Source organism: Ureibacillus sp. MALMAid1270, from assembly GCF_049202975.1.
Lineage (GTDB): Bacteria > Bacillota > Bacilli > Bacillales_A > Planococcaceae > Ureibacillus.
This window is the reverse complement of sequence record NZ_JBMIRP010000020.1, coordinates 42,002-66,638: the sequence shown is the minus strand read 5'-3', so window position 1 is coordinate 66,638 and position 24,637 is coordinate 42,002. Positions and strand designations below refer to the sequence as shown.

The following is a 24,637-nucleotide window of genomic DNA, read 5'->3' as shown; positions in this document are numbered from 1 at the left end:
AAATAATCCCTTCACCGGCGATTATTGTGGTGTTTTTGAAAAGTCAAGTGTTTCTTGTCGAATTCGTGAAAATATTTTGATAATTAATTTCCAGTTTTAAAAAAATGAACATTAAAAAATCCCACCTAAAATAGGAGGGATAAACATTGGAGCAATTTGCAGAACAGTTAAAAAATTTAGCAAAACGTATTGGTACATTAAGAGATTCCATTTCAACTGAGGAAGCTACAAAAACAGCAATCGTAATGCCTTTTTTTCAACTTTTAGGTTATGATGTGTTCAATCCTTTAGAGTTCTGTCCTGAATTTACTGCGGACGTTGGTATCAAAAAGGGAGAAAAAGTGGATTATGCGATTTTAATGGATGGAGAGCCTATTATATTAATTGAATGTAAGAGTATTAACGAGAAACTTACTAAACATGATTCACAGCTTTTCCGTTATTTTGGGACAACTTCAGCCAAGTTCGGTATCTTAACTAATGGGGTTGAATATAAATTTTTCACTGATTTAGAAGAGACAAATAAAATGGATACAACGCCATTCTTCATTTTTAATATTAATGAACTACGTGATAGCCAGGTTCAAGAAATTGCCAAATTCAGAAAAGAAACATTTGATGTTGAGAATATTTCTAGCGCTGCTTCAGAACTAAAATATTTGAGTGCCTTAAAATTATATTTATCTGAGCAATTTGAAAACCCAGGTGAAGATTTTATCAGATATCTAGTTAACCAAATTTATGACGGTGTGAAAACAAAAAATACTATTGAAAAGTTCTCTCCAATTATCGCTAAAGGATTAAAACAGATAATTAATGAACAAGTAAACGATAAACTGAACGCGGCTTTAAAATCTACTGGTGATAATAAAATTAATATTACGCTTCCTGATCCAAAGGAAGAATTGACAAGTGACAATGGAATAGAAACCGAAAAACAAGCTGACGAAACAAACACCATAGTTACAACCTTGGAAGAATTAGAAACATACTCGGTTGTAAAGGTGATATTAAAAGACGTAATTTCTCCAAACCGAGTTTTCTATCGTGATAACCGTAGCTATTTCAATATTTTAATTGATGACAGTATACGCAGATGGATACTTCGAGTGTATTTTAACGAAAATCGTAACTACATTGTGTTAAATGATGCTGGAACTGACAAAGAACGTACTACAATAGAATTTAATGAACCTATTGATTTAATTGATTTTAAAGAACAAATTTTAGAAACAGCTAGACAGTATGCATAGTTTGTTCAAATGAATATAAGAACCGTTCTCCAAATTGGACTGCTTGTAGTCTCTATATGGGAACGGTTCTTTTTAAAAAGACAAATGTATTATCATAATCTATAATCATATTCTTCAATATGTTTTTAACTTTGTTCTTCTTTCGTTGATTGTTTCTCATCTACTAATTTTACTAAACTTTTTTCGTGTATCTACACCTCGGATAATTTCCACACCCATAAAACGAACCATACTTCCCCTTCTTAAGAGACAACTCTCCTCCACATTTCGGGCAACGATTTTGCTTAATACTTTCGGCTTCCTTCACTTTTTGATTTTTCAGATTGGTTTTCAATGATTGTACATGTTGTTTTTGCAGTCGCTTCTTTTCTTTTTTATCTTCAACAAGCAAGCTTTCAAGTGCTCGGTTAATTTGTTTCAATTCAAATTCACTTATTTTGATTTCATTCCATTCTTTGATGACTTTTAGTAATTGTGGGAACTGGATGACTTTAGCTGATTTAAAGTTTTCTTTGAATTTGAAGGTAGATTGTGATGAAAATGCGATGATGGAGTGGATTGGTTCAAATTCTTCTTTTCCTATGTATTTCTTGATAGCTTGAATGTGGCCATAGTTTTGCCAGATTGGATTGTATAATTTCTCTTTCCGTTTATAGATGACTTGGGTCCAGTACTTTTGATTTTCTTGTCCAAGTATCCAGCCGTCATAATGTTTGGTTTCAATAACAAAAACGCCATACGGGGATGTAACAACGTGATCGACCTGCGTTGTTCCACCTTTTTCAGTTGGGACATATAAATCATGAAATACTCTGTAGCTTGCGCCAAGTTCACTTAGTTTTTTATTAACAAACCGTTCACCTATCGCTCCTTTGATGGCTGGGAATTTCATTCTAAGTACGAACATTGCAACAACCATAACAAATAGAATAATTATAGATAACTCCATGTAGTTCTGCTCCTTTCTAATAAGTTTTAAAGGTGTTAATTTTACATTTATATTCCAATTATATAATATCAAAGCAAGGGCTACTATCAGTACTTTTAATAACATTTTACTAGCCTATAAAATCTTGAGGATGAAAAATATGAAACTAATCACCTCCAGCTTAATAGATGAGTTAAACAATTTAGCAGAGGATGCTATTCAAATTTGTTGGATTACTGCTTTTGCCATGAAGTCTGGGGTTGAGTTGATGTTGCCGACTTTGCAGAAGGCTCAGGCTAGAGGTTGTGAGATTCAGCTTCTTGTTGGGGATTATTTGTGCATCACTCAACCTGAGGCTCTCCGACTGTTAAATGAACAATTGCCGAATGCGGAGATTCGTATGTTTCAGTCGAATGGACGATCTTTTCATCCAAAGGCGTATTTATTTAGGGAGAGTCATTCACAACATGTAATTGTCGGCTCATCTAATTTATCGAAGTCAGCGATAACAAATGGAATTGAGTGGAATTTGCATACAGTGGATACTGATACATTTGAACAGGCAATTGATGAGTTTCACAAGCTTTTCTACAGCCCTAACACTATCCCCGTAAACATTGAAACCTTAAATTTGTATGAAGAGAAATATATCGAGGCAAATAAAGTGACACCTTTCTCGGCTAAGTGGGATCAAGCTGAATCAACTAGTTTAATGTATGGGATAGAATCTCCCTCTTCTATAGTGACTGAGGAACAGGAACCATACCATATTATCCAACCTCGCCCTGCTCAACAGCTTGCTTTGTCTGCTTTGGAAGAAACTATGGAGCAGGGATATGACAAGTCTTTAGCAGTCCTTGCAACGGGGTTAGGTAAAACTTATCTTGCTGCTTTTTTTGCAAACAAGTTTACACGTGTATTATTTATCGCTCACCGAGATGAAATCTTACAACAGGCAAAGAGTGCTTTTGCTAATGTTCATCCATCCAAATCATCAGGCTTTTTTAATGCCAATGAAAAGGATATGGAAAGTGACTTTGTGTTTGCTTCTGTTTATACTCTCGGGCAGAAATATCATTTAGACAAATTTTCGAGGGATGCTTTTGATCTCATTGTAATTGATGAGTTCCATCATGCAGTTGCTCAAACGTATAGCCGTGTGATTGATTATTTTAAGCCACAGTTTTTACTCGGGATAACTGCCACACCTGATCGGATGGATAATCAAGATGTGTACAGTCTTTGCGATGGGAACGTTGCCATTCAAATTCATTTTCTTGATGCCATTGCACGAAAATGGTTGAGTCAATTTCATTATTATGGGATTCGTGATGAGATTGATTACTCTCAAATTAACTGGCTAGGCAATCATTATGACGAGGAAGAGTTATTAAAGGGTCAATTGCAAGATCGAGTGATTGAGAAAGTGTTTAGTGAATGGATGAAATATAAACAATCTAAAACAATCGCCTTTTGCTCTTCTATTAAACAAGCCCAATTCTTAAGTTTATATTTCCAATCTAGGGGCATCAATGCAGATGTGTTAACTGGTAGTCATTCAAGAACTGATCGCAAAAATTTAGTTGCGGAGTTTACGAATGGTGATTTAGAAATCATTTTTACTGTTGATTTGTTTAATGAGGGTGTCGATATCCCTGCTGTTGATACATTGTTATTCATACGTCCTACTGAATCGATTGCTGTTTTCACTCAACAAATAGGTCGTGGGCTGCGAATTGCTGAGGGTAAATCACATTGTGTAATCATCGATTGTATTGGAAATTATCGTAATGCGGATCGAAAGTTGCGCATCTTTAAGCCACAATTAAAACCTAATGAAAGATTAAAGTTCAATGAAGTCGAAACGATTCCAATGACAGATTGTGTTTTGCATTTTGATTTGGATGTGATTGATTTATTAGAAGAAATGGCGAGAAAAAATCGCAACTACCGCCAGCAAATCATAGATGCTTATTTTGAGTTAAAGTTGGAACTCGGACGTCGACCTACTTATTTAGAAATGTACTTGAAGAGTAATGTGATGGAGTTAAATCTATCACGAGAGTTTGGTTCTTATGTTGGGATGCTTATGGAAGCTGAAGAACTAACTTCAGAGGAAACCGAGGTATTTAATCGATTTTTTGATGTGTTAAATGAAATTGAAAAGAACGCCATGTCGAAAAGTTATAAGATGGTCGTTTTAAAAGCAATGCTTGAACGTGGGAAAACCAACTGGTATCGAGGGATTACTGCGGAGGAAGTTGCCCCATTCTTCATTCAATTTTTATCCGAAAAGACTAGGAGGCACATTGATCCAGTTGTTGATGATTTGAAAAAAGTTACTTCACTAATAGAGCGAATGCCCATGACGAAATGGTCGGGTAGTAGTAAAGGGCTTGTTTCATTCGTTAATAAAGAATTTAAATTTGAAATTGAAGTGCCTACTGAAATGGAATCCATTTTATTTAACTGGGTGGAGGAAATATGTAATTATCGACTGCAACGATATTTTGAACGGAAAGCAAGGAAACTTGATAATTAGCAGAAAGAACCCAGTTTTACTGCTGGGTTCTTCATTTATTCCTATTTCTTTCTCACAATTCCATTCAACCACATTTCATCTCCGCGCCCAACTCTAACATCAGGCGTGACGGATGTTTCTATCAATTCCAGTTGAGTGAAAGGCTCCAATAACTTTTCTAAACTCTGTTCAGTTTGATTTGTGAAGTATCTTCCATTTCGTTCCCCTTCGAAATCCCCATATTTAAATGAAACATAGAAGTAACCGCCTGGCTTTAGTGCCCTCTCTATATTTTCAATTACTTGAGGCAAATCGGTCGACGGAACATGTAGAATAGATGCGCATGCCCAGACTGCATCGAAGGCTTCCACTTCATCTAGCTCATGGAACTTCTTACATTGCACTTCTTGACCAATATACTCACTTGCAATCTTACACAATTCACTAGATCCATCGATAGCAGTTACTTGGTAGCCTTTTTGGAGAAAGGCTTTGCTGTCTCTTCCGGAACCGCAACCGAAATCTAGAATGTGTGCACCTGGCTGAAGGTATTTAAGGAGTACGTTGTGCTTTTCGTCGAAATCTACTGCAATGGTATCTGAAGTGAATGCCGATGCGTTCTGATTATAGTAATTTATTGTTTTGTTAGTAAATTCATTTGTCAAAGGGATCAATCCTTGTTAGTTGATTTCTATATTTATTTATTCTTTATTAGGTCTGATTCTCCCTCTATAGATTGGAAAATAGTAAACTTAACTCTATTTTACAATTGGTCATATAGTTGGGATTCATAAAAACGAACGTACGTGCTATAATTTAAATGTAATAGTTTGGTAACTCAAGGGTGGTTGGCTCACTCCTCTATTTAGAATGGGGGTAAGTTTAGGACAGTTTAATGATAGTACAGATCATCTAACGCAAAAATTTAATCGTTAAATCAATTACTCAATTTTTTATCTCCAATCTAACAATCTCGTTACGGGATAATTCTAATATAATGATAGAAAGTGGGATGTGGCAGGAGTGATTGTAGAAACTAAAACAGGCTTGCAATTTGAAGTATGTTTTAAAGCACTCACTAAAAAGGATGTATCCAAATACGGACTCACTAAAAGAAATGGTTGGTCATTTACATGGTCTAAGATATTTCAAGATGAACATAATAGGGTGTTTGGAATGTTTCGTTTAGGCGATAATAAAAATATATTAGGCGCTTTAGCAATTGTAGAAGATCACAATAGGGCATTAATTCATATTGAATTAGTTGAGGCTGCTCCACATTGTAAAACTAGTGCCAGTCCCCAAATTTATAAAGGAATAGGAATACACCTTTTGTGTTTTGCAATGGATTATAGTTTAAAACGATATCATAATTTTGAAGGATACGTAGGTCTCATAGCGAAATTAAATATCAATGAAACATACTATGAAAAACTAGGTGCAAAACTTGCCAATGTTTTCGAAGGACAGCCTTATTATTTTTTTGATACGGAATCTTCACAGAATCTAGTGAATACTTATTATCCAGGAGGTGTAACAATATGTCCAAATCAAGAGAAATCTTAGCAACAAGAAGGGATTGTGATAATGACATGACGAACCCAAAAGATATGGAACTATATGATCAATTGCACCCAGATGGAGTATATGTTTCGCCAGGTCAAGCTCCAAAAATCCGCGTTCGAGATATGGATAAATATTGTAAAGAACGCGGAATTGAACCGAAGGATTTATCCGAGGAAGAATGGAAGAAATTTCGCTATTAAAACAAGTCTTTATTAATGTGAAAATCAAAAATAAACACTCAATTCGCAGCGTTAATTGTATCAATACTTTCGTCAGTAAATAAAAAATAACCCATCCTTGAGTTTGCAGGCACGGATGGGTTAGTACTATCTTGCAGCCAATCCCCTTGTAGGGACCAACTATTATTGTTGACTACTTGATGCGGTAACATCAGGTAGTCCTTTTTACATTACGCTATTTCTTCCTTTATTATACAAGAATTTTTTAAAATCAACAAGGAGGTTCCCACACCTATAACCGCATAATCCTTCCTTTAGAATTCGCGGCACTGATGGTTTTTCTGCTACAATTAACAATTTTAGAATAATAGTATAAATAGAATCTTGTAGGTCATACTAAAAGTCAGAAATTAAACTGTTAAAATATGAGGTGAATTTATAATGGGATTCTTTAGAGGAAAGAACGGAGTCAATGTTACAGATTCTGAATTTACTTGGAAAACTAATTTCCTCAAAATAAATGGCCGTTTTTTAGAAACAGGCGGGTTAATTGGTACCATCAGAGTACCCATTGATGCCATCGAAACCATCGTAATTGAAACTCTAGAGCCTATGGATTCTTTAAATATTTTGAAAGCGGCTAAGGAAGCTATGTCACCTAGAGTTATTCTAATTGGTAAAGGCACACGTTTAGCTTATTTAAAAATAGGAATTGATATTGCGAATGATGTTCAAGAATGGTTATTAGGTGTTGTTGATAATAACAAATAGTTATGAAGTTGTATTCTAACTTCTCTAATAAAATCAGATCAGCACCTTCCATTTTAATGAAAAGGCGCTGTTTCTGTTTGCCGTATTGATTGTATCAATACTTCTTTTAACCATAAAAAATAACCTATCCTTGAGTTGAAAGCTCATATCCATTATACCCAAACTCTAATTTTCCTACACTAAAATTTTAACAAATCTCAGGTAATTTAAATCACATTTAAATCACTTTTCAATCTATCCTCAGGTTTTCTCCACCTCCCCCACATACCACAGAAACTCCCCAGCCTCCCTCATCAACTCACGAAAACTCTTCGTCTCTTCAACCATTTATATAATTTGAAAAAGTAGAAAGAGGGACATGGTGAGGACAAAAATTTTGAGAACGAGTTTTAGGGAATAAAAAAATGCTTAATTGAACCTTTGGAAGGTTTATTAAGCATTCTTTATTTATATCTATCTTTAAGGTTAAAATATCGATCCCATGCAATTTAGATAGTTCATTTTTTCGATACACCAGTTCGCCGAAACCGATAAGATTGCAGTTCAATCCTATGCTTGTTTCAGACGTTTATCCTTTATGGCTAAACTTTGATTCAACAACTAAAGCACCTAGCATTTGAATGATTGTCTTCACTATTACTTGACCAAGTATTGCGGATGGTACAGCCTCCCAATGTAGGAATCCTGCTCCAATAACCATCCATATTTATGTGCGTTCTGACGGGTAAATGATAATCTTCAAATCCATTTATTGATTCCAAATTTTAATCTTTAATTTTATCTTTCACTTGAAACCCTGATTTCTTTAAATCTTCTTTCAGCTTTTTTCGCATATGGTTTTGATTTAGTATTTGAAAATAGCGGTTGATAGATATTTTTTTATCTTTAAGCCATCCTCGCTCCTAGGTTAGATGGACTTTTTATATAGCTATCCACTTAAAATAACGTCATTTGTTCACGCTCGCCTAGTCGTTCTAGACTTTCTGGCGCGTGGTCTTGGAAATATGCCGTTCGGATTTGTTTTTCTTTCGTCATGACTTGTTTGGAAGAGCCTGATAGAAGACGTAAACGGCAACTATAGATGATAGGGAAATAATCTGCTAAAAACTTTCCTTCTGCATGGGCCGTTAAAGCGATTACTTGGAAACCTAGTTGCTCTGCAATGAAAAATACAGGACTCAACACATGATCGCTAGATGCTTTCCCAAATGGATTGTCTAAAACAACCGTACGATGACGCTTCACATTCGACTGGATATGTTGACTTTTTTCTGCGATGAAATTTAACAGCCCTAAGTATAAGGCCATATTTTTACTCCACTTTTCGCCGCCCGACCATTGATTCGATTGTTCCCATGAGTAGTAATTTTTTGAAACATGGTTGTCACTTTCCACCTTAAGACATTTCACCTTGATTGTTTGGTTTCCAATCACATCTCGAAGTAAAGGGACTGTTTGCAATGATTTCTCTAAAAATTGGCGAATTTTAATCGTATTTTCTAGTCCATTTTCATCTAGATAATGGTGTTGTTCGATTTGGGATAATATCCAGTTAATATATTCACGAATCTTCTCTTTTCCCTGTTCTTCATCCCAATCTGGCACTTCAATTTTGTAAATTGTTCGCCATTCATCCCCTACTCTTACTCTTGTTCTTCTTGGGATTTCTAATAAATCCTCTCTTACTTTTCGCAAATGTTGATGGATATACGTCAGCACTTGTTGTTGTTCTTTGTCATAATCGCGAATAAACGATTCTGCGAGCTGATTCGTTCTGTCAATCTGTTCTTCTAGCAATTGATGGTGATTAACCACTTCCGTATAGGTCGTCTTCGTATCAATTCCATCAATCGCAATTTTTCGCATTTTAGGGTCTGTTAATGAATGGCAAAACTTTTTAAATTGCTCCTTCGCTTTACCTAAGTAGATTTTTTCCCCATCGACTTGCTTTATATTGTCATCTAATTCACGAATCACGTTTTCAATGATTAGGATTCGATTGTAAGTGAAGGCTTGAATTTCTTCATCGGTTAAATGATTTTCAAGTAGTTGAGGATCATTTAACTTGTGAAGTTTTTCATTTCTTTCAAAGAGCAGTCGGCCCTTTTCACAATTCATTTTTAACTGTTTCGCCTGCTCTTGTTGTCGACTGATAAATTGATGTCGTTTTGTTAATTGTGTTTGCTCAGAACGGAGTTGTTCTTCTACAACCATTACTTCTTCGTTAAAGGAAATGAGCTCTTGATTGATAAATTTTTCATTATATTGTTGTAGTAGTTGTTTAATTGAACTTTCTTGAACTGCACAATCTGTACGCTTATTTTGTAATCGCGCTAGTTCTTCTTTCAGCTTTTTATCTAATTCGCGAATACTCACCTGTAAAGAACTAATTTTCCCTTCACCATTGACAGGAAATTCAAGGTTTTCATCAAAATTGTCATATTCCATGTACAGGCTCTTTCTCGATTGCTCCAAATCCTGGATTCGCTGATTACTACTAGCTTTTCTTGCTTCCCACTCGCCTCTTGTTTTTTGTACTTGTTTTAACTTATCGAGGGTATTTGTTCTTTGTTCTTTTAACGCATTGCTATTGGCTATTGACGGAATTGGTCGTGTTGTTTTAACTATTTTGTAAATTTCATTGTTCTCTACCTCATTTTTTAATTGAAGATTCAAAGTTACTAGGTCATCTCGATTTTTCAAAATGTCTTCTAACGTTTCCTGCAGTTGACGATTTAATCGACTTTCATTTTCTTGTTGTTCTTTTAATCGATGGCGGAAAACAATAATTTGAGATTGTTGATACTGGATTTCCTTCTGTAAGCGGACATAGTCATTCGCTAACGGAATTCTCTTTTCTTGTAAGTTTTGAAGTTTTTCTTTTATATCACTTAACCGCTCTTGTTTTATTTCGATATCTTTTTGGATTTCACGAAGATTAGACTCAAGCTTCTGGTGTTCTAGGTGTAAGATTTCCAGTTCATGAGACAGACTTGTCATTTCTGTCGTTAATTCATTGTATTGTTCTATTGGAAATTCGCTTACAAAGCCTTGGAATGATTGCTTTGTATGCTCCCAAAGTTGGATGCTCTGTTCAATTTCTTGACGCTCCAATGTCTTTTCTTCTGCATCTTTTGAAATCGTCGCTTTCCATTCATGAAAACTTTGTGCATTCACATTATTTTGCCAGATAGCGGGTTCAATTACTTCACGTAAATCATGCTCTCCATTAACATATCTTGCTGCATCATGTACCGTTAGAACAAAGATTGGATACGTTAAATGATGTTGAACGGATTGAAGCTTATCCATTAGTGCATCCTTTTCCTGTTCAGTGGTGATTAATGTTGTCGCCCAAAATGGATAATCAATCTTAGAGGTGTCCTTTTCAATAGATTGGATATAATTAATCCCCGTTTTTAAATAGCTAAATTGGTTCCATTGTTGCATTTGTTTTTCAATATAAGGGTCTGCAAAGAAATATTCTTGCCCAGCATAATCATCGACATAACGTTTAGCAATACGTTCTTTAATTAAGGCCTCTTCTTTTTTACCTTGAAGAATTGCAAGACGTTCTTCCAATTGATGTTCAATGGAGGATTTTTTATCGTACACTGATTGTAAAAAGCTCCATTGTTGCATTGCTGTAGCTAGCTGCTTTTTAATTCGTTCATGGGCCTGATCGAACTGAAGTTTCCGTTCTTCTTTCTTCGTATGTTCTAATTGTTTTTGACGAATTTCTTCATTTTTTGATTGAACTTGAAGCTCGGTTTCTTGTCGTGCTACAGTAAGTTGTTTAATTTGTTGATGTAGTTTAATTTGCTCCTCATCTAATTGATTTTGTTGGTTAATCCATAGTGGAAGTAATTCTTCGATGGATTCATCCTCATGGGAGACAAGCTGCATTTTTATAGAATTCATTTGATTCGACTTTTCATCTACTATTGTCTCTGCCTTCACTTTTTTCGCTTGCGTCTCCTGTACTTCACTAGCTACAGACAGTAGATTTTTTCGAACTTCATCACGCATTTCTTCAAGCTGTTTTTTCATTAATGTCGTACTATTTATTTGCTTTTCGAATTCTTCCTTTAGTGCTAAGAATAAATAATGAAGTTGCCCATTGATTTCATCGAGTTCTAAGTATAGTTGCTCAGTTGAGGCATCCTGGTCCAAAGACTCTAATTCCCTTTCGACGACATGTAGTGTGTCACGTTCATTTTTCAATTCTTTTTGAATTTGTGCCAATTTCAATGAATAGTATTCATTTTGACTAGTTTTAAATTTATGTTCATGTTGCTCCACAAGATTTTGGATTTCAAGTTCTTCTTTTTGCAAATTAGAAAGAATCACCTTTTCTTTATGAATGCGCCAGGAAGCCTTCTTTCTCTCCAGTAGCTGTTGTTCATTTTGCCAATCGTTGAAAGACTGTTCTAGTTGTAGAAGTTGCTTTTCTACTTGATTTATCTCTTCTAAAAGGACTTGATGATATCCTTTAGCTGTTTTTCTTGCTTGAAGATAGGCTATTTCTTTATCGTCCACTTTTTTAAATTGCTCAACGTAGATCGCCAATTCTTGTTGTAGGAGTTTATTTTCTTCAATTTTTTCTTTGAGTTCTTTATATTTTTTAAATTGTTCACGGTGGTTTTCAAACATATCAGCGAATGTGTCTTTTTTATACCCAGTAATTCCTTTTTCCACCGATGGAATTAACAATCGGTCGATTAACTCCGTTGTCTTCTTACAGTTTTCAAAGAATTCTTCAATGCCGCCTTCTGATCCATTAATTTGAACAATACTTTCCCATTCGTTTCCGATAATATGGTATTGGTTTTCAATATACTCTCGAAAGGATTTAATAGATTGAGGAAACGTTTTTGCATTTTTACTATACTGACTAGTCATATAGGCGTAGTAATCTGACATTTCTCCGCGACTACTTGGACGTTTTTCATTTCCCTCATGCTGTGTAAACGGGATGTTATCAATTGAATGTGCATCGTTTTCACCATACTCGTAAACGTATCGAAGCGATTCAATGCCATTTAGTTTTCGATAAAGTGAGACAGCGGTCACAACATAGCGACGAGGTCTCTCATTTAAGATCCATTCAATGGCAATATGTGCTGGACCTTCGTCTAGGCTGAGTGTATCTTTTATTTTTCTCTCCGCTAAATCTGTATGGGGAATAATTGCCTGTACGAGGGTTTGAATAAATACCGTTTTCCCACCACCATTTTCTAATAAGACGGCTCCGTTATGGCCATCAAAATAAAATGGCTCGTCGTGGTATCTTTTTTGACCTTGCTCATAGACAACATTAGTAAAACGGATTTTGCTAATTGATGGCATGCCCTGTTCTCCCTTCAATGCACTTTTTTATAAAGACCAGATGAGGATGGTCATCCACTTATTCATTTTTTTGCGCTTCTTCGAAAGCATATAAAAACTCCAGAATTCCACGATTAAATTCACGTTCCATAAAATATCTACCAACAATGACTTTTGTCTTTTCAGTAATGGCCATTTCCCCATTTCCGATATCTTCAACAACCTGATTTCCTATTAAAAATCTTCGAACAGTATCTAGAAAGCTTAGGCGACTTAATGTGTTCCCTGATTGTTTATTGGCAGTCTCTTTTACATCATCTAGTGCATCCCATTTTTCGATGATGGCCGTCCAACGATAAGAAAACTCCATTTCAAGTTGCTCTAACTTTTCTTCATCATGTTCTTTTAAACTATCCATTCGTTTATTCACTTCATTCAACCACTCATCGAGGGTAATGAAGTTTAACGTTGGTTCTACTGACTGGTAACTATCATAAAAGCATCCAATTAAGACAATGGAACAAAAGTATAACAAGTAAAGATCCGCATTCGTCGCTTTCGATCCAAGATACATTTTTTTCAGTTGTTCATTACTTATATGAAAAGGTGAAAGTTTCGTTTTCGGAACGAGGTATAACTCTTGTCCCACAGAAAGACAGACTGCATCATTCATTTCAACAAAATGGTCAGTGAGTGAACGAATTGGTTCTTCTACTTTGTATGCACGGGCAAGATCACCTGTAGCTACTCCTTTTTGGGCGAGCTCTGAGAATAAAGAAAATGCTTTTAAAACTTGGTCTTGCTCATATCTCAACATACGAATCCTCCTTTTAGCTTAAATCGTGTCCCATAGATGGAAATGCATATTTTGTATTTCAAACCGATCATTCACCTTAATAATTTCTGGTAAGTCTTCGATAACGAGCTTTCTATGATGTAATAATTCTAAAGCATCATCTAAAAGATGCAATGCACTTTCTTCTTCTTCCCGTTCATTCTCCTGGAAAATTGGACTTCGCTGATGACATAATATTAAAAAATCATAAAATGAACGATTTTGAAGCCAAGGGTGTTGTCTATTTTGAAGGTCGGTAACCCATTCAGATAGTGTCCATTCTACCTGTCCTTCAAAAAGTTCCAGTAGGTCGTTCATCATTTCCCCATAAAGCTTTCGTTTGAGATTCGCATATTTTTCTTGAGCCTCATCTTCATCTATCTGGGCAAAGACAGTATTGTTACTACTTTGGTCTTCTTCTGACCAGGACTGGGGTGCGAAAATAGACAATAATGACCACGTTTCTTTCTTTTCTACCCTTAAAAAGGGAGCTAATACGCCTTTCATAGATTCTAGTGGTAGTGGCGTACTAATGATTCTTGAAACGATATCTTGGTCAAAATTAAAAGTATCCACCCCGATATAGTACAGTGATTCCTCTGCTGCCTCTAGCGCATTCTTTTTTAAAATAAAGCTTTGATTTAGTAACTCTCGATGCTGACTATGTACGACACTCAATTCTTTTTCGATTTGCAGCAATAATTCATAAGCTTCTTTTTCCTTCTCTGGATTCGGTTGATAATAATAATTGTTCCGCGTATCTGAAACAAATTGCTGTAATTCCTGAAATTCTTCATTTTCTAAACCTAAGCGGAAATTACGATCCTCTATGACTTCCATAAATCGCTTTTGCGTTTCAATGGATACAATACTTCTTTTAATTTCATGTTCGAGTTTCACCATTCGCTCATGAATTGTTTCAACATCCATCCTCATTTCGTTAATTTGTCTTAAAGCACCAACAAATTCCCCTTTTTCAAGTAGTTTTCGCAACATTAATTGATGGATGGACAGTTGAAATTCTTGAAAATACTCTTTCGTTGCAAAGACAAGCTCCAACCCATCATCATCGAGTGTGTAGTATTGTCGATTGGTCTTTACATCAAATTCTGTCGCTTTAATGTATGAAAAATCCAATTGATCTTCCTGATGAGTTTCCCAGTTGAAAAAGGAATGTGTTCTCTTTTTCCCTGTACCTGGTCGGAACGAAGCAATAATAATCCTCGCAATTTCATCCATCTGTTTATCATCTAATTCATATGTGCCATGGGTAAATTTGTGTAGAAACTGAATAAGTTCAGTAACCCCACTCTTCTTCTCTCTCATGAGCTTCATTTCAAAGAAAAATAGGAGCGTGAATAAACCGAGACTCTTCATATCAACTTCTTTACCATTCTGGTCAGTTCGATTTTTTCTTCCTAGCTCTTGTAATGGCTCAAAAAGAAACATTCGTTTGACACGTTCTTTATAATCCTTTGCTATAGTTTCGATAAACGACTGGTCCAATCCGATTCACTCCAGATCTGTTTTAATTCGCTTGAAGATAATACTTCTTGTGGATAGTAGTAGTTGTTTGTCAATATGGTTTGTAATTCTCTTTTTTCATGATCATTAAAATAGGAATAAAATCGTTCATTGGCTGTTTCATTTTTGACTTGATTCGTTCTCACTGGTATTGCTTGCTTCTTTAAAACGGCGCGATAAAAATATAGTGCAGGTATGGCATCGATTTTTTGGGTAAGTAAATGCCAAATTTTTATCCCTTCCCAATCTATATCCCCAAAATAGTAAAAGAGATGGCTTGCTGTTGGAACGGGGAATTGCTTTTTAAAATGTTCAATACTTTTCGTGATTTTATAGCCTTGTCCATAAATAAGTGTTGTAAATGGGGTATCTGTTATTTTACCGATGAGTCCATCAAAGGTCGTTTTATTTTCTACGATAAGGTGGTAATGTATCTGGTTGTTTATCAGGGATGGATTGATTGCAAAACTTAATGGATCATGAACGGGGACAATTTTTAACTGATCCCAAATCTTTATGCTTTCGAGTAGTTTTTGCCCATTCTTTTCTTGAATCCATTTTTCATCACCAACGAGTGCGAGACTCCGTTCAGGAGCCGGTACTTCATTGGTCGGTAAGCCATAGGTTTTTATGTATTTATCAATTTTCTCTATGTATGGCTTGTCCGCTTCCCATTTTTGCGGTAGGGATCGGAAATAGTCGTCTAATTTTAGTGCAGGGTGAATGGATAGACTGAATTTTTCAATATCCTTATGCACATCCTTTTTTAGTTTTGAATAGTGAATGCGATATTTATAGGCAAGAGAAGGTGTTTTTCCATTACAGCCTGCACTTTTTACCGCTTGTAGTATCCCCTGTTCTTCTAGCCGGAGAATCGCTGTAGAAAATTGTTCATAGGTTTGATAATTTGGACCCATTTTCTCAAGGTCATTGAGGGTAATATAGGTTTTTGAAAAGGTAAATAAGTGATCAATTAATTCCATCTTCTTAGCCCCCTATATGTATACTAATTTGTTATTTTTACTATAGAGCACTCCCTATTCATTCTCAATAATAGTATTCAAATTTACAGTATTGAAATCTTTTCTAGCACTCTTCCGTATACTATTGTTCCTTAAATTCACACTATCATTAGATAATAGATTGATTCAAAAAACGAACATACGCGCTATAATTTAATTGCAATAGTTTGATAACTCAAGGGTGGTTGGCTTACTCCTCTACAGAATGGGGGGTGAAAGCGGGCTAAGTGCGCCACGTCCTGTGGCAACGACCGCATGACCCACATCCCGTGGGCCTCCTCGAAGCACTAATGCTAGCAATTGCTTTTACTACATTAGTACTATTAATCCTGTCTTTGAGTTGACGTCCCGGGCCGATTATACACTCTAGTTAGCCACCCCCTTTGAAGGGACTGACTATTTTACCTGGCTACTATCCACAATTTATTCCTATACAATATTGTTTGAGGGTTTAAATGATAAATGAATGCGCAAAATTTCTAATATGTTATTATAATAACCCATATAAAAATAGCCCTCCTTTTATTTGTATACAGGGAGGGGTTAGACATGATGGGGCTATTATTTTGGACTACTTGACATTAGAGCAGTCTTTATAGTTTCGATTCCATCTCTTTGTAAAATGATTATCTATTTAACTAGATGTTTGAAAATTACCATAAGGTTTTAATCTTTCGATTTATCCTTTACTTGAAAGCCAGATTTCTTTAAATCCGCTTTCAACCTAATCTTATCGTTATTTTTATAGTACTGGTCAATTTTCTTTTCCCAGTTGTTAATCTTATTATCTTTTTCTTTTTTATTAGACAATGTTTTCACTCCCCTACATGTTTATTAACATGATGGAAGAGTGGCAACAGTTTTATACAAGTTTATTAAAAAAATTATAGTTTTACAGCAACTGCATTATTATCTTTTTCTATTAGCGAATGGTCATCAATAGTACACGCAACTTCACCATAGTATGCAGATACAGACTGTGATACTTTTTCATGGTTAAATCCAGCAGTTTGTAAGTCTAACTTCAGCGTTGTTGTGTCTGCATTATCATAATAATCATTCATTCGATCAATCCATTTCACAATTTTACTCAATTGTTTTCACCTCATTGTTTACATTTCTTTTGATAAGCGGGAAACAATTCTTTTATCTCTAATAACAAACTGTTTTTCCGTTCTGAAATGTCTTGTTTTAGCATATGGCGATGATTTATTGTTAGAAAATAACGGTGGGTAAATATTATGCTTATCTTTATATACGAAAGTCTTAGATACCATAACTAAATCTAGTATTCTTGATAAATAGTTACAAAAATAAGCATCGCTATATTCACCGATTTCAAGTTCCTTCTCTTTAAGTTGCTTATCCAGGCGCTTCATTTCATTAAAGAAGAAATCTTGTTGCTCTCTAAAATCGTGATCAAGAAAGTACTCTTCATCATATGTTACAGAACATTTTAGAACTGCCCAGTTTTGGCCGAAATACTTTTTACTACGTGTTACCTTCATTTTTGCCCAGTGCTCTGCTTGTTTTAGGTCATTGTAAAAATAGAATCCATCACCTAAATAATGCTTGTCTCCATATGATTTAAATTTGTCTAATAACATACCTTCTTCAAGAATTTCATTAATAGCTTTCTCTGTATTACCATGATATAGGATCATTCTTTTTACCATTGAACCCATGCTCCATAGAGAATAATAATTACCAATATATTACCACTTCACGGATTTTTTACAATAAATCTGGCAAAAAAAAAAAAAACAATGCAGGACGTAAATTATTGTGAACAGCCTGGGAAGATTTGATTATTATCTTTTTGGGGGAATATTCATCTCCCCCACATACCAAGGTAACTCCCCCGTCTCCCTTATCAACTCCCGAAAACTCTTATACTGCTAATAAATTTTGAAACCAAAAAACAAAAGTCTAATAACTATAAAAGGTATTCACTCTAAATCATATGTGATTTTATAAACGGGTTTTCCTCACCTGACGGAAACGAGATACGACATATCCATAATTAAGTGCAATTGGCACATATTTTTAAATATGTCGTATCTCAATTCCGCTAATTAGATGATTTGATTGCAAAAATTCATAGGTGCTTACATTAGTTCTTTCTTTAAAAATTGTTTCATACATTGTAGTTGGTGGATTAGATGCTCGAGGTCCGTTAATTGAGCGGTGTGTGATTGGTGGCGGCATTAACTAAACAGCTGAATTTCCCCTATACAAAATGCTAATGGGAGAATTGAGTGGAGTATTTTGTCATTTATCTTGATGCCGGCATTGTATTGTTAGTAGCGATTATCATGCAGTTCTTCATTTCCAATCATAGTACGTGGAGTAAAGTAAAGAAATTGAATGTGAGCATCAGTTTGGCTTTGCTGCTTTTCATTTTAAATACAAGCTTTTTTATTATCACCGAAAATATCACCTTTGTTTACTGTTAGTGATACATTTCGAACAGCATGAACTTCACGTTTAGCTATTTTAAAAGTTTTAGAAACATCTAAAAACTCTATCATTTATATCCCTTCTTTCTCAAAACCGCTGATTCCCAAAAAAAAATCATTTCTTAAAAGTTAAGAAATGAAAGATTGCAATTGCTCTCATTCTTATCTTTCAAGTTAATTACTTGCAGGATTTGGCACTGGCGTTACGCTGCTGCCGAGACTTCACTGGGCCTGTCCCTCCATCTCTCTTGATAAGAAATTTATTAAGTTATGTAAAATTTAATTGTTTCTAATTTTAATAATATTGAATCAGTTTGTCAATATAGTTTTTTTAAAATAATGATTTTATTCTGAAATTTAATTCGGTTCGGATTTCAGTTGGATAAAACTGTATAATCCTCCTAAATATTGTTACATTATTATAGAAGTCACAAAGAGACAGGATCCTTACCCAAAGAGTTTTAGTTCGGGAAGGATGCCTGTCTCAAATATCGCTTTTTTAAGAATTTGCTAGAAAAATAACATTTATATAGACTGGTCCAAACGTACTAATGTGTCAAATAAGACATTTGTAGCGATTTCACAGTCATCAATTGAAGTGTATTCTAATGGATTGTGGCTAATTCCGTCTTTTGAACGAACAAAGATCATTCCCATTGGGCAAATTCTCGCTAGGTTCATGGCATCATGTCCAGCTCCGCTAACAAGGGAAATCGGTTTAATTCCTTTGGAAACAATGGCTTCTTTAATCATTGCTTGCATACCTGCATCTGCTTGTACAGAAGATACCGTTTGCAATTCGGTGATCTCAAACTGCACACCACGTTTTTGGGAAACCTCTTGGATCATTTCGGAAATTTCATTCACAATCTTTGCACAACGCTCATTATCAAGATCACGAACATCTAGTGAAAATGTCACTTCACCAGGGATCACGTTTACACCATTCGGTTTCACCTGTAATTTCCCTACCGTCGCTACTGCATCTTTATAGTTAAACGCAATCTGTTCAATTTTAAGTATCATTTCACTAGCTGCAACAAGGGCATCTTGGCGAATTGGCATCGGTGTTGCCCCTGCATGCTCACTAAGGCCTCTTACAGTAATTTCCTTCCAACTCGGACCAGCAATTCCCGTGACAATCCCAACCGGTACATTTTCATTCTCTAATACTTTTCCTTGTTCAATATGTAGTTCAAGATAAGCGGCTACTTCGCGAACTTTTGCTTCACTAATTTTTTCAGGGTCATATCCATTTTGAATCATCGCCTCTTTTAGGGTAATCCCTTGATCATCTCTTCCTTCAAGTTCTTCCTCTTTTAATATCCCTGCCACGGCACGACTTCCAAGTAATCCAAAACCGAAACGTGTTCCTTCTTCGTCTTTAAACGAGACGATTTTAAGAGGTGATTTTAGCTGAATGCCTTGGTCTTTTAAGCTATGTGCCACTTCAATAGCCGCAAGTACCCCAAGGGCTCCATCAAATTTCCCACCATGAGGAACCGTATCAATATGCGAGCCAATCATAATTGGCGCTTTTTCTTCTGTTCCTTGTAGTTCACCAATCACATTTCCAACCGCATCAAAGGAAACCGTTAACCCAGCTTCCTCCATACGTTGTTTGATGTATTCGTTCGCTTTTGCCTCTTCTTCTGTAAATGAAAAACGATTAATACCACCTGATGATTGCATTCCAAACTGACTAAGTTCTTCAATATGCTTTTCTAGTCTTTCTCTATTAATCATGCTAGTTTTTCTCCCTTTTCTTCTTTAACAGTTATTTTAACACACGGAATAATTCAGAAGAATAAAATAATAAAAAACACAAAAGTAGAAATTTCCACTTCTGTGAGTTTCCTGTTAGGACAAGGGAACAGCCGCGCCTTCGTATTGCAAATCTCTCCCCTTCGCTTTATACATCGCTTTGTCCGCCTCTTTCAGCATCGTTTCTAGTACCGCCTGTGAAATATCTGTTGTATAGTAAGTCCCTATACTAGCAGAAACATTGATTGTTTGTTGATTTAGGAACACTGGCGTCTCCAGGTTGCTTTGGATTCGATTTTTTACGATGTCTAGATTTTCATTATCTAGATTTGTGAATAGTATGACAAATTCATCGCCACCTAACCTGCAAAGTAAATCTGTGTCTCTCACTTCACTTTTTAACCTTGAGGCAATTTCCTCCAACAATTGGTCGCCCATTTCATGTCCATAAGTATCGTTCACTGTTTTAAAACCGTTCATGTCAATGAAAACAAGTGCGATGGATTGGATCTTTGTCGTCTTCAAGAAATTAAATTTTTCCTTTAGTAACAACCTATTCGCCGCCCCCGTTAAAGGATCGAGATACGCAAGTGCCTGGAGTTTATCATTTGCTTCATTAATTTTCTGAATAAAAAATAATAACAAGCTCGTAACCATAACCCCAAACAATACTAGAAAAATAAAATCTCCCTGCACGACATTTGGAAAAATTTCATCATGAAGGTAAAAGAACGCGTAATATGTAAGAACGATTGAAGCAATCCCTGCAAACACAACCACTCGCGAATTTTGATAAATCGCACAAAGCGGTAAAGCTAACCACATAAAAAGATAATTTACTAAATACGGAGAATCATTTAGTAAAAAATAAAAATAAAGATACACACTGCTAACGATTATATACATTGTTATCTTTGGGTTTACTCTTTTATAGATGAGGATTGTCAAGATCGCACCCAATACGATAAAAAGATACGTTGGAGGAAATATACTTTCTAAACCTTCAACCAATATATTTATTGTTATATGTATAAAATAATAAACACTAATTATTAGGAGTAATACGGAATTCCGTTTATGTATTAATTCATCACTAACCATAGCGACCCCTCATTTTCTTTAAGATGTAGGATAAATTGTTTGTATGGATAATTCCAATACTTCCAAATCATCTCAGTATCTTTATTATAACTGATAAAGTGTCTAAAACTTTGTATATTAATTGAAATTATCTTAGAGAATGCTAGTTTTAGTTTCTCTATCCATGAAAACTGTTCTCGAGAAATAAAAATATGCTTAATTAACCTTGGTAGATTAATTAAGCATTCTCTATGTGAAAATGACGTTTCGTAGTTACTTATTCAATTAATTTACCAAAACTGGATTAATACGGTATATTTCTATACTTCTCTTAATCTTTTCGCTTTTATCGCTAGACCTTGGCTTAGGATTAGTGCACCGATCATTTGAACAATTGTCTTCACAATTACTTGACCAATAATTGCTGCTGGGATAGCTTCCCAAGGTAGGAATCCTGCTCCTAGTGGACTTAAACCGGGGGACATTGGGGACAGTAAAAGTGTCCCACTGACCTTGGGGGACATTGGGGACAGTAAATCTGTCCCACTTACCCGAAAAAATGATCTATCTCCATTATTTATTAAAAAGGTAAATCGTTATATTTTATTTTCGTCGGTGTATTTTCTTTTCCCTCATTGTGTTCACCATTCTCGATTTCTCCACACTCTTCCCAAGTGATACCATATGGTGCCCCGCCTTCTGTATATCCAGCAATAAATGCAAATGTTTCATCTTGCTCAAAATCAATTTTATAATTGTTGGAACAAGTGTTTTTATTCTTCTTTTTTGAATGTCTCTTTTTAACCATAATCTCAAATCCGTTCTCTAAAGGCTGTTAATATTTGTAAAACTCTTTTATTTATTTGCTAAAACTACTTTCAATAGTTGTTGAATAACATCTTTTAAGATATTCATTTTTTCTTTTGTATCTATTACTTCAAAAGGTATATATATTTCATGTTTTTTCAGTTGGATTTTTCTCATTTCTAGAATATCAAAATTAAATATTCTTTGGATTTCCTTTTGTACTTTTTTCCCTTTTGTTGATTCTGGATTACCTGGATCTATATGTACAATTAAACAACGGTATTTTTTATCTCCTTGAAGGGTGGCAAACTTGGTTCTTATTCCAGCAAAGGTAAAAGGTGTATACCCGATTGATAAGCTTTTCATTGGTAAGGAAACATCCATAGGACCTAATGAATTTAAAAACTTATGTAATTCACCAAACACTAGTAACTCGTTCATTTCTTTTCATCCCACTTTCATCATATTAACTACAACATTTTCTATTATTTTAGTCTACAAAATCTATTTCGTCATTCTCTTTGATGGTAACGATCGCATTTTCCAAATTAGTAGTAATGATTCTGTCATTTAACCATAAAAAATAACCCATCCTTGAGTTGACGGCTCTGATGGGTTATACACTCTAGCTAGCCAACCCCTTTGAAGGGACCGACTATTATTATTGACTACTTGATGTAGGAGCATCAGGTAGTCTTTTTTAAATAATGCTTTTACTTACCTTATTATACAAAATATTCGTCCCTTCAATAAGTTAGCCATTAGGTGGGACATTGGGGACAGTAAAAGTGTCCCACTGACCGGGGACATTGGGGACAGTAAATCTGTCCCACTTACCCGAAAAAATGTTTTATATGTTTATTAATTTTATTATCCTTAAAAATCTATCAACCAAACATTCCTTTAAAAGATCGGACTACTTTCAAAGCTTCTTTATTTTCCTTAGACATTTTCGTATCACCTGAATAGCGAGTGACCTTTTTGGATGTTGATTTTTTATTTTCCTTTTGGTTGCCCAATTTTATTCCTCCTATCTCATAGTTTCATTCTATAAGCATTGACAGGAAAAGGAATTTCCAAACAAAAAAAGCAAGGTATTGATACCCTGCTTACTGATTCGCAATATATTTCATAACTTTTTCATTTAGATCTTTTATTTTCTTTGAAGATTGACTCATAGAACATTCAGATAATCGAGTGACTCTTTTTGCTTTAACAACTTTATTCTCTTTTGTTTTTTGTTTTAGAGTTGGTATCATTGGCATATTATAACCCCCCTAGTTTGATAAAGCGTGTGTATAAAGCTTCATATAACTATCTTTCTTATAAATGTAAAAAATGTGTATCAAATTGATAATGTGAACTGCGTCGACTTCTAACAATACACCTTTTTGATTTTTTAAAACGATTAAATATTGTCTTATTTCCATATCAACTGGAACAATCATACTATCATCTTTTAATAGAGAAACAATCTTTAAGTTGGCTAATGCCTCAATATAGGGTTGTCTTTTTTCTTCTAGATTAAAAGAGTTTAGTCTTTCAATTTTATTTAAACATTTTTCTATACCATTTACAAATCCTAACTGTTCTGATAGTAGTTCTAGTTCTTCATCATTTAGTCCACTCTTATCCTTCGAAGGAATGTCCGAAATGGGAAAAGGTGAATATTCAAAATTAAAGATTTGGATGATCAAGCCAAATTGTTCTGAGTAACGTTGAAGATATTGTTCCAATTCTACAGTTTCGTCTATTAGAACATCATCGAGATATGGATCTTGCTTGAAATCTTCCTCAGCTAATTGAATCATTTCTGACATGGTATTCACTCGATCGAGCGTTGCTTTTTCTCTTTTATCATTCGTCATAATGATATTTTCCACATAATCAGCATACTGAAACTCTGCACTGAAAATTTTCAATATACTCGGTGTTAATAAAATAGCTAAATCTATAAAAATAATAATGGTTGTTAAAATTAATATAAATTGCCAGTTTGTTAGATTGATTTCATCAAAGAGGACACCTAACCCTACTGCCCCTATAAATAACGAATAAAGCCCCTTTCGTAACGTACGAAGATGAAAGCTGTAATTCACCTGCGATTTTAGAAAGTAAATAAAGTTTCCTATTACAAAAAGAAGTAATAAACATACAAATAACTTAAACGCCAAGGAATCATCTCTCCCTTATCCAGTTATTTTAGTTGAATTAGGCCTAAGAATTCTTATACTTCAATTCTAGTTATCTACTACTTTCGCTAATGGAAACTATTTCACCTTTCCCCCAACAAATAACCCATCCATTGGCACAGGATGGGACACTGGGGACAGTAAATCTGTCCCGGTAGCGCATGGGACATTAGGGACAGGTACAGTGTCCGAGGCACTGAAAAACTAAATGATACTTTACTCGTTGTATTTGATCATGAATTGTCTCGTAGAAGCGCTCTATGAGTCATTTCTCATTGAATTTGATCATGAATTGTCTCATAGAAGCGCAGTACGAGACATTGTCCAAGAATTTTTAACATGAAATATCTCATTGAAGCTTGCTTTGGTGGGACATTACTCTTCGGTGGAAATCATGCAGTTTGGGTG

22 protein-coding genes, 1 pseudogene and 1 riboswitch are annotated in these 24,637 nt (G+C 35.0%); of the genes and pseudogenes, 5 read left to right on the top strand and 18 right to left on the bottom strand.

What is annotated here, in order from left to right:
- Window positions 1-146: 146 nt before the first annotated feature.
- Complete coding sequence (locus tag ACOQFO_RS01755; RefSeq protein WP_421687999.1) at window positions 147-1,253, top strand: type I restriction endonuclease; 1,107 nt, start codon at window positions 147-149, stop codon at window positions 1,251-1,253.
- Window positions 1,254-1,425: 172 nt separating this feature from the next.
- Here the strand turns inward: ACOQFO_RS01755 and ACOQFO_RS01750 are convergent, their stop codons facing one another.
- Window positions 1,426-2,202 (bottom strand): NERD domain-containing protein, encoded by a 777-nt coding sequence (locus tag ACOQFO_RS01750; RefSeq protein WP_421687998.1) that lies wholly within the window; start codon window positions 2,200-2,202, stop codon window positions 1,426-1,428.
- A gap of 130 nt (window positions 2,203-2,332) precedes the next feature.
- Here ACOQFO_RS01750 and ACOQFO_RS01745 point away from each other — a divergent pair, with 130 nt between their 5' ends.
- Complete coding sequence (locus ACOQFO_RS01745; RefSeq protein ID WP_421687997.1) at window positions 2,333-4,723, top strand: DEAD/DEAH box helicase family protein; 2,391 nt, start codon at window positions 2,333-2,335, stop codon at window positions 4,721-4,723.
- Between the two features lie 41 nt (window positions 4,724-4,764).
- Here the strand turns inward: ACOQFO_RS01745 and ACOQFO_RS01740 are convergent, their stop codons facing one another.
- Window positions 4,765-5,367: a class I SAM-dependent methyltransferase gene (locus ACOQFO_RS01740; RefSeq protein ID WP_421687996.1), complete on the bottom strand. Its 603-nt coding sequence runs from the start codon at window positions 5,365-5,367 to the stop codon at window positions 4,765-4,767.
- A 358-nt stretch (window positions 5,368-5,725) separates the two neighbouring features.
- Here ACOQFO_RS01740 and ACOQFO_RS01735 point away from each other — a divergent pair, with 358 nt between their 5' ends.
- The 3 genes from ACOQFO_RS01735 (at window position 5,726) to ACOQFO_RS01725 (ending at window position 7,218) form a co-directional block, all read left to right on the top strand.
- The gene (locus tag ACOQFO_RS01735; RefSeq protein WP_421687995.1) at window positions 5,726-6,268 is read left to right on the top strand and encodes a hypothetical protein; all 543 of its coding nucleotides are present in this window, start codon (window positions 5,726-5,728) and stop codon (window positions 6,266-6,268) included.
- The gene (locus tag ACOQFO_RS01730) at window positions 6,244-6,468 is read left to right on the top strand and encodes a hypothetical protein (protein ID WP_421687994.1); all 225 of its coding nucleotides are present in this window, start codon (window positions 6,244-6,246) and stop codon (window positions 6,466-6,468) included. The genes ACOQFO_RS01735 and ACOQFO_RS01730 overlap by 25 nt, the downstream gene beginning before the upstream one ends.
- Window positions 6,469-6,888: 420 nt before the next feature.
- A complete protein-coding gene (locus tag ACOQFO_RS01725) occupies window positions 6,889-7,218 on the top strand; it encodes a hypothetical protein (protein WP_421687993.1) in 330 nt (109 codons plus the stop codon).
- Window positions 7,219-8,154: 936 nt separating this feature from the next.
- Here the strand turns inward: ACOQFO_RS01725 and ACOQFO_RS01720 are convergent.
- The 16 genes and pseudogenes from ACOQFO_RS01720 to ACOQFO_RS01645 all read right to left on the bottom strand — a co-directional run bounded on the left by ACOQFO_RS01720 (window position 8,155) and on the right by ACOQFO_RS01645 (window position 24,211).
- Complete coding sequence (locus tag ACOQFO_RS01720) at window positions 8,155-12,567, bottom strand: hypothetical protein (protein ID WP_421687992.1); 4,413 nt, start codon at window positions 12,565-12,567, stop codon at window positions 8,155-8,157.
- A 58-nt stretch (window positions 12,568-12,625) separates the two neighbouring features.
- The gene (locus ACOQFO_RS01715) at window positions 12,626-13,363 is read right to left on the bottom strand and encodes a DUF6063 family protein (RefSeq protein WP_421687991.1); all 738 of its coding nucleotides are present in this window, start codon (window positions 13,361-13,363) and stop codon (window positions 12,626-12,628) included.
- An 18-nt stretch (window positions 13,364-13,381) separates the two neighbouring features.
- Window positions 13,382-14,887: a replicative DNA helicase gene (locus ACOQFO_RS01710; RefSeq protein WP_421687990.1), complete on the bottom strand. Its 1,506-nt coding sequence runs from the start codon at window positions 14,885-14,887 to the stop codon at window positions 13,382-13,384.
- The gene (locus tag ACOQFO_RS01705) at window positions 14,860-15,888 is read right to left on the bottom strand and encodes a Wadjet anti-phage system protein JetD domain-containing protein (RefSeq protein ID WP_421687989.1); all 1,029 of its coding nucleotides are present in this window, start codon (window positions 15,886-15,888) and stop codon (window positions 14,860-14,862) included. Before ACOQFO_RS01705 ends, ACOQFO_RS01710 begins: the two co-directional genes overlap by 28 nt.
- Window positions 15,889-16,593: 705 nt before the next feature.
- A complete protein-coding gene (locus ACOQFO_RS01700) occupies window positions 16,594-16,737 on the bottom strand; it encodes a hypothetical protein (RefSeq protein WP_421687988.1) in 144 nt (47 codons plus the stop codon).
- A 74-nt stretch (window positions 16,738-16,811) separates the two neighbouring features.
- Complete coding sequence (locus tag ACOQFO_RS01695; RefSeq protein ID WP_421687987.1) at window positions 16,812-17,021, bottom strand: hypothetical protein; 210 nt, start codon at window positions 17,019-17,021, stop codon at window positions 16,812-16,814.
- 18 nt (window positions 17,022-17,039) lie between these two features.
- On the bottom strand, window positions 17,040-17,603 hold the full coding sequence (locus ACOQFO_RS01690; protein WP_421687986.1) for a hypothetical protein: 564 nt from the start codon (window positions 17,601-17,603) through the stop codon (window positions 17,040-17,042).
- 726 nt (window positions 17,604-18,329) lie between these two features.
- Window positions 18,330-18,458: a hypothetical protein gene (locus tag ACOQFO_RS01685; RefSeq protein WP_421687985.1), complete on the bottom strand. Its 129-nt coding sequence runs from the start codon at window positions 18,456-18,458 to the stop codon at window positions 18,330-18,332.
- A gap of 87 nt (window positions 18,459-18,545) precedes the next feature.
- A riboswitch (SAM riboswitch) is annotated at window positions 18,546-18,644 on the bottom strand.
- A gap of 267 nt (window positions 18,645-18,911) precedes the next feature.
- A complete protein-coding gene (locus tag ACOQFO_RS01680; protein ID WP_421687984.1) occupies window positions 18,912-20,132 on the bottom strand; it encodes a Zn-dependent hydrolase in 1,221 nt (406 codons plus the stop codon).
- 114 nt (window positions 20,133-20,246) lie between these two features.
- Window positions 20,247-21,251 (bottom strand): GGDEF domain-containing protein, encoded by a 1,005-nt coding sequence (locus ACOQFO_RS01675; RefSeq protein ID WP_421687983.1) that lies wholly within the window; start codon window positions 21,249-21,251, stop codon window positions 20,247-20,249.
- Window positions 21,252-21,550: 299 nt separating this feature from the next.
- Window positions 21,551-21,706 (bottom strand): annotated as a pseudogene (locus ACOQFO_RS01670) (VUT family protein); the annotation flags it as partial.
- 104 nt (window positions 21,707-21,810) lie between these two features.
- Window positions 21,811-22,038 (bottom strand): hypothetical protein, encoded by a 228-nt coding sequence (locus ACOQFO_RS01665; protein ID WP_421687982.1) that lies wholly within the window; start codon window positions 22,036-22,038, stop codon window positions 21,811-21,813.
- A gap of 47 nt (window positions 22,039-22,085) precedes the next feature.
- On the bottom strand, window positions 22,086-22,478 hold the full coding sequence (locus ACOQFO_RS01660) for a hypothetical protein (RefSeq protein ID WP_421687981.1): 393 nt from the start codon (window positions 22,476-22,478) through the stop codon (window positions 22,086-22,088).
- A gap of 446 nt (window positions 22,479-22,924) precedes the next feature.
- The gene (locus ACOQFO_RS01655) at window positions 22,925-23,056 is read right to left on the bottom strand and encodes a hypothetical protein (protein ID WP_421687980.1); all 132 of its coding nucleotides are present in this window, start codon (window positions 23,054-23,056) and stop codon (window positions 22,925-22,927) included.
- Window positions 23,057-23,146: 90 nt separating this feature from the next.
- Window positions 23,147-23,302 carry a hypothetical protein gene (locus ACOQFO_RS01650; protein ID WP_421687979.1) on the bottom strand — a complete coding sequence of 52 codons (156 nt, stop codon included), beginning with the start codon at window positions 23,300-23,302 and terminating at the stop codon, window positions 23,147-23,149.
- Window positions 23,303-23,314: 12 nt separating this feature from the next.
- Complete coding sequence (locus tag ACOQFO_RS01645; RefSeq protein ID WP_421687978.1) at window positions 23,315-24,211, bottom strand: type II toxin-antitoxin system SpoIISA family toxin; 897 nt, start codon at window positions 24,209-24,211, stop codon at window positions 23,315-23,317.
- Window positions 24,212-24,637 lie beyond the last annotated feature (426 nt).

What these genes read in the sequence shown, in the direction of transcription:
- ACOQFO_RS01750 (WP_421687998.1), bottom strand. Translation starts at nt 2,202, where the DNA reads ATGGAGTTATCTATAATTATTCTATTTGTTATGGTTGTTGCAATGTTC.
- ACOQFO_RS01745 (WP_421687997.1), top strand. Translation starts at nt 2,333, where the DNA reads ATGAAAAATATGAAACTAATCACCTCCAGCTTAATAGATGAGTTAAAC.
- ACOQFO_RS01730 (WP_421687994.1), top strand. Translation starts at nt 6,244, where the DNA reads ATGTCCAAATCAAGAGAAATCTTAGCAACAAGAAGGGATTGTGATAAT.
- ACOQFO_RS01725 (WP_421687993.1), top strand. Translation starts at nt 6,889, where the DNA reads ATGGGATTCTTTAGAGGAAAGAACGGAGTCAATGTTACAGATTCTGAA.
- ACOQFO_RS01720 (WP_421687992.1), bottom strand. Translation starts at nt 12,567, where the DNA reads ATGCCATCAATTAGCAAAATCCGTTTTACTAATGTTGTCTATGAGCAA.
- ACOQFO_RS01715 (WP_421687991.1), bottom strand. Translation starts at nt 13,363, where the DNA reads ATGTTGAGATATGAGCAAGACCAAGTTTTAAAAGCATTTTCTTTATTC.
- ACOQFO_RS01705 (WP_421687989.1), bottom strand. Translation starts at nt 15,888, where the DNA reads ATGGAATTAATTGATCACTTATTTACCTTTTCAAAAACCTATATTACC.
- ACOQFO_RS01690 (WP_421687986.1), bottom strand. Translation starts at nt 17,603, where the DNA reads ATGGTAAAAAGAATGATCCTATATCATGGTAATACAGAGAAAGCTATT.
- ACOQFO_RS01685 (WP_421687985.1), bottom strand. Translation starts at nt 18,458, where the DNA reads ATGATAGAGTTTTTAGATGTTTCTAAAACTTTTAAAATAGCTAAACGT.
- ACOQFO_RS01680 (WP_421687984.1), bottom strand. Translation starts at nt 20,132, where the DNA reads ATGATTAATAGAGAAAGACTAGAAAAGCATATTGAAGAACTTAGTCAG.
- ACOQFO_RS01675 (WP_421687983.1), bottom strand. Translation starts at nt 21,251, where the DNA reads ATGGTTAGTGATGAATTAATACATAAACGGAATTCCGTATTACTCCTA.
- ACOQFO_RS01665 (WP_421687982.1), bottom strand. Translation starts at nt 22,038, where the DNA reads ATGGTTAAAAAGAGACATTCAAAAAAGAAGAATAAAAACACTTGTTCC.
- ACOQFO_RS01660 (WP_421687981.1), bottom strand. Translation starts at nt 22,478, where the DNA reads ATGAACGAGTTACTAGTGTTTGGTGAATTACATAAGTTTTTAAATTCA.
- ACOQFO_RS01650 (WP_421687979.1), bottom strand. Translation starts at nt 23,302, where the DNA reads ATGCCAATGATACCAACTCTAAAACAAAAAACAAAAGAGAATAAAGTT.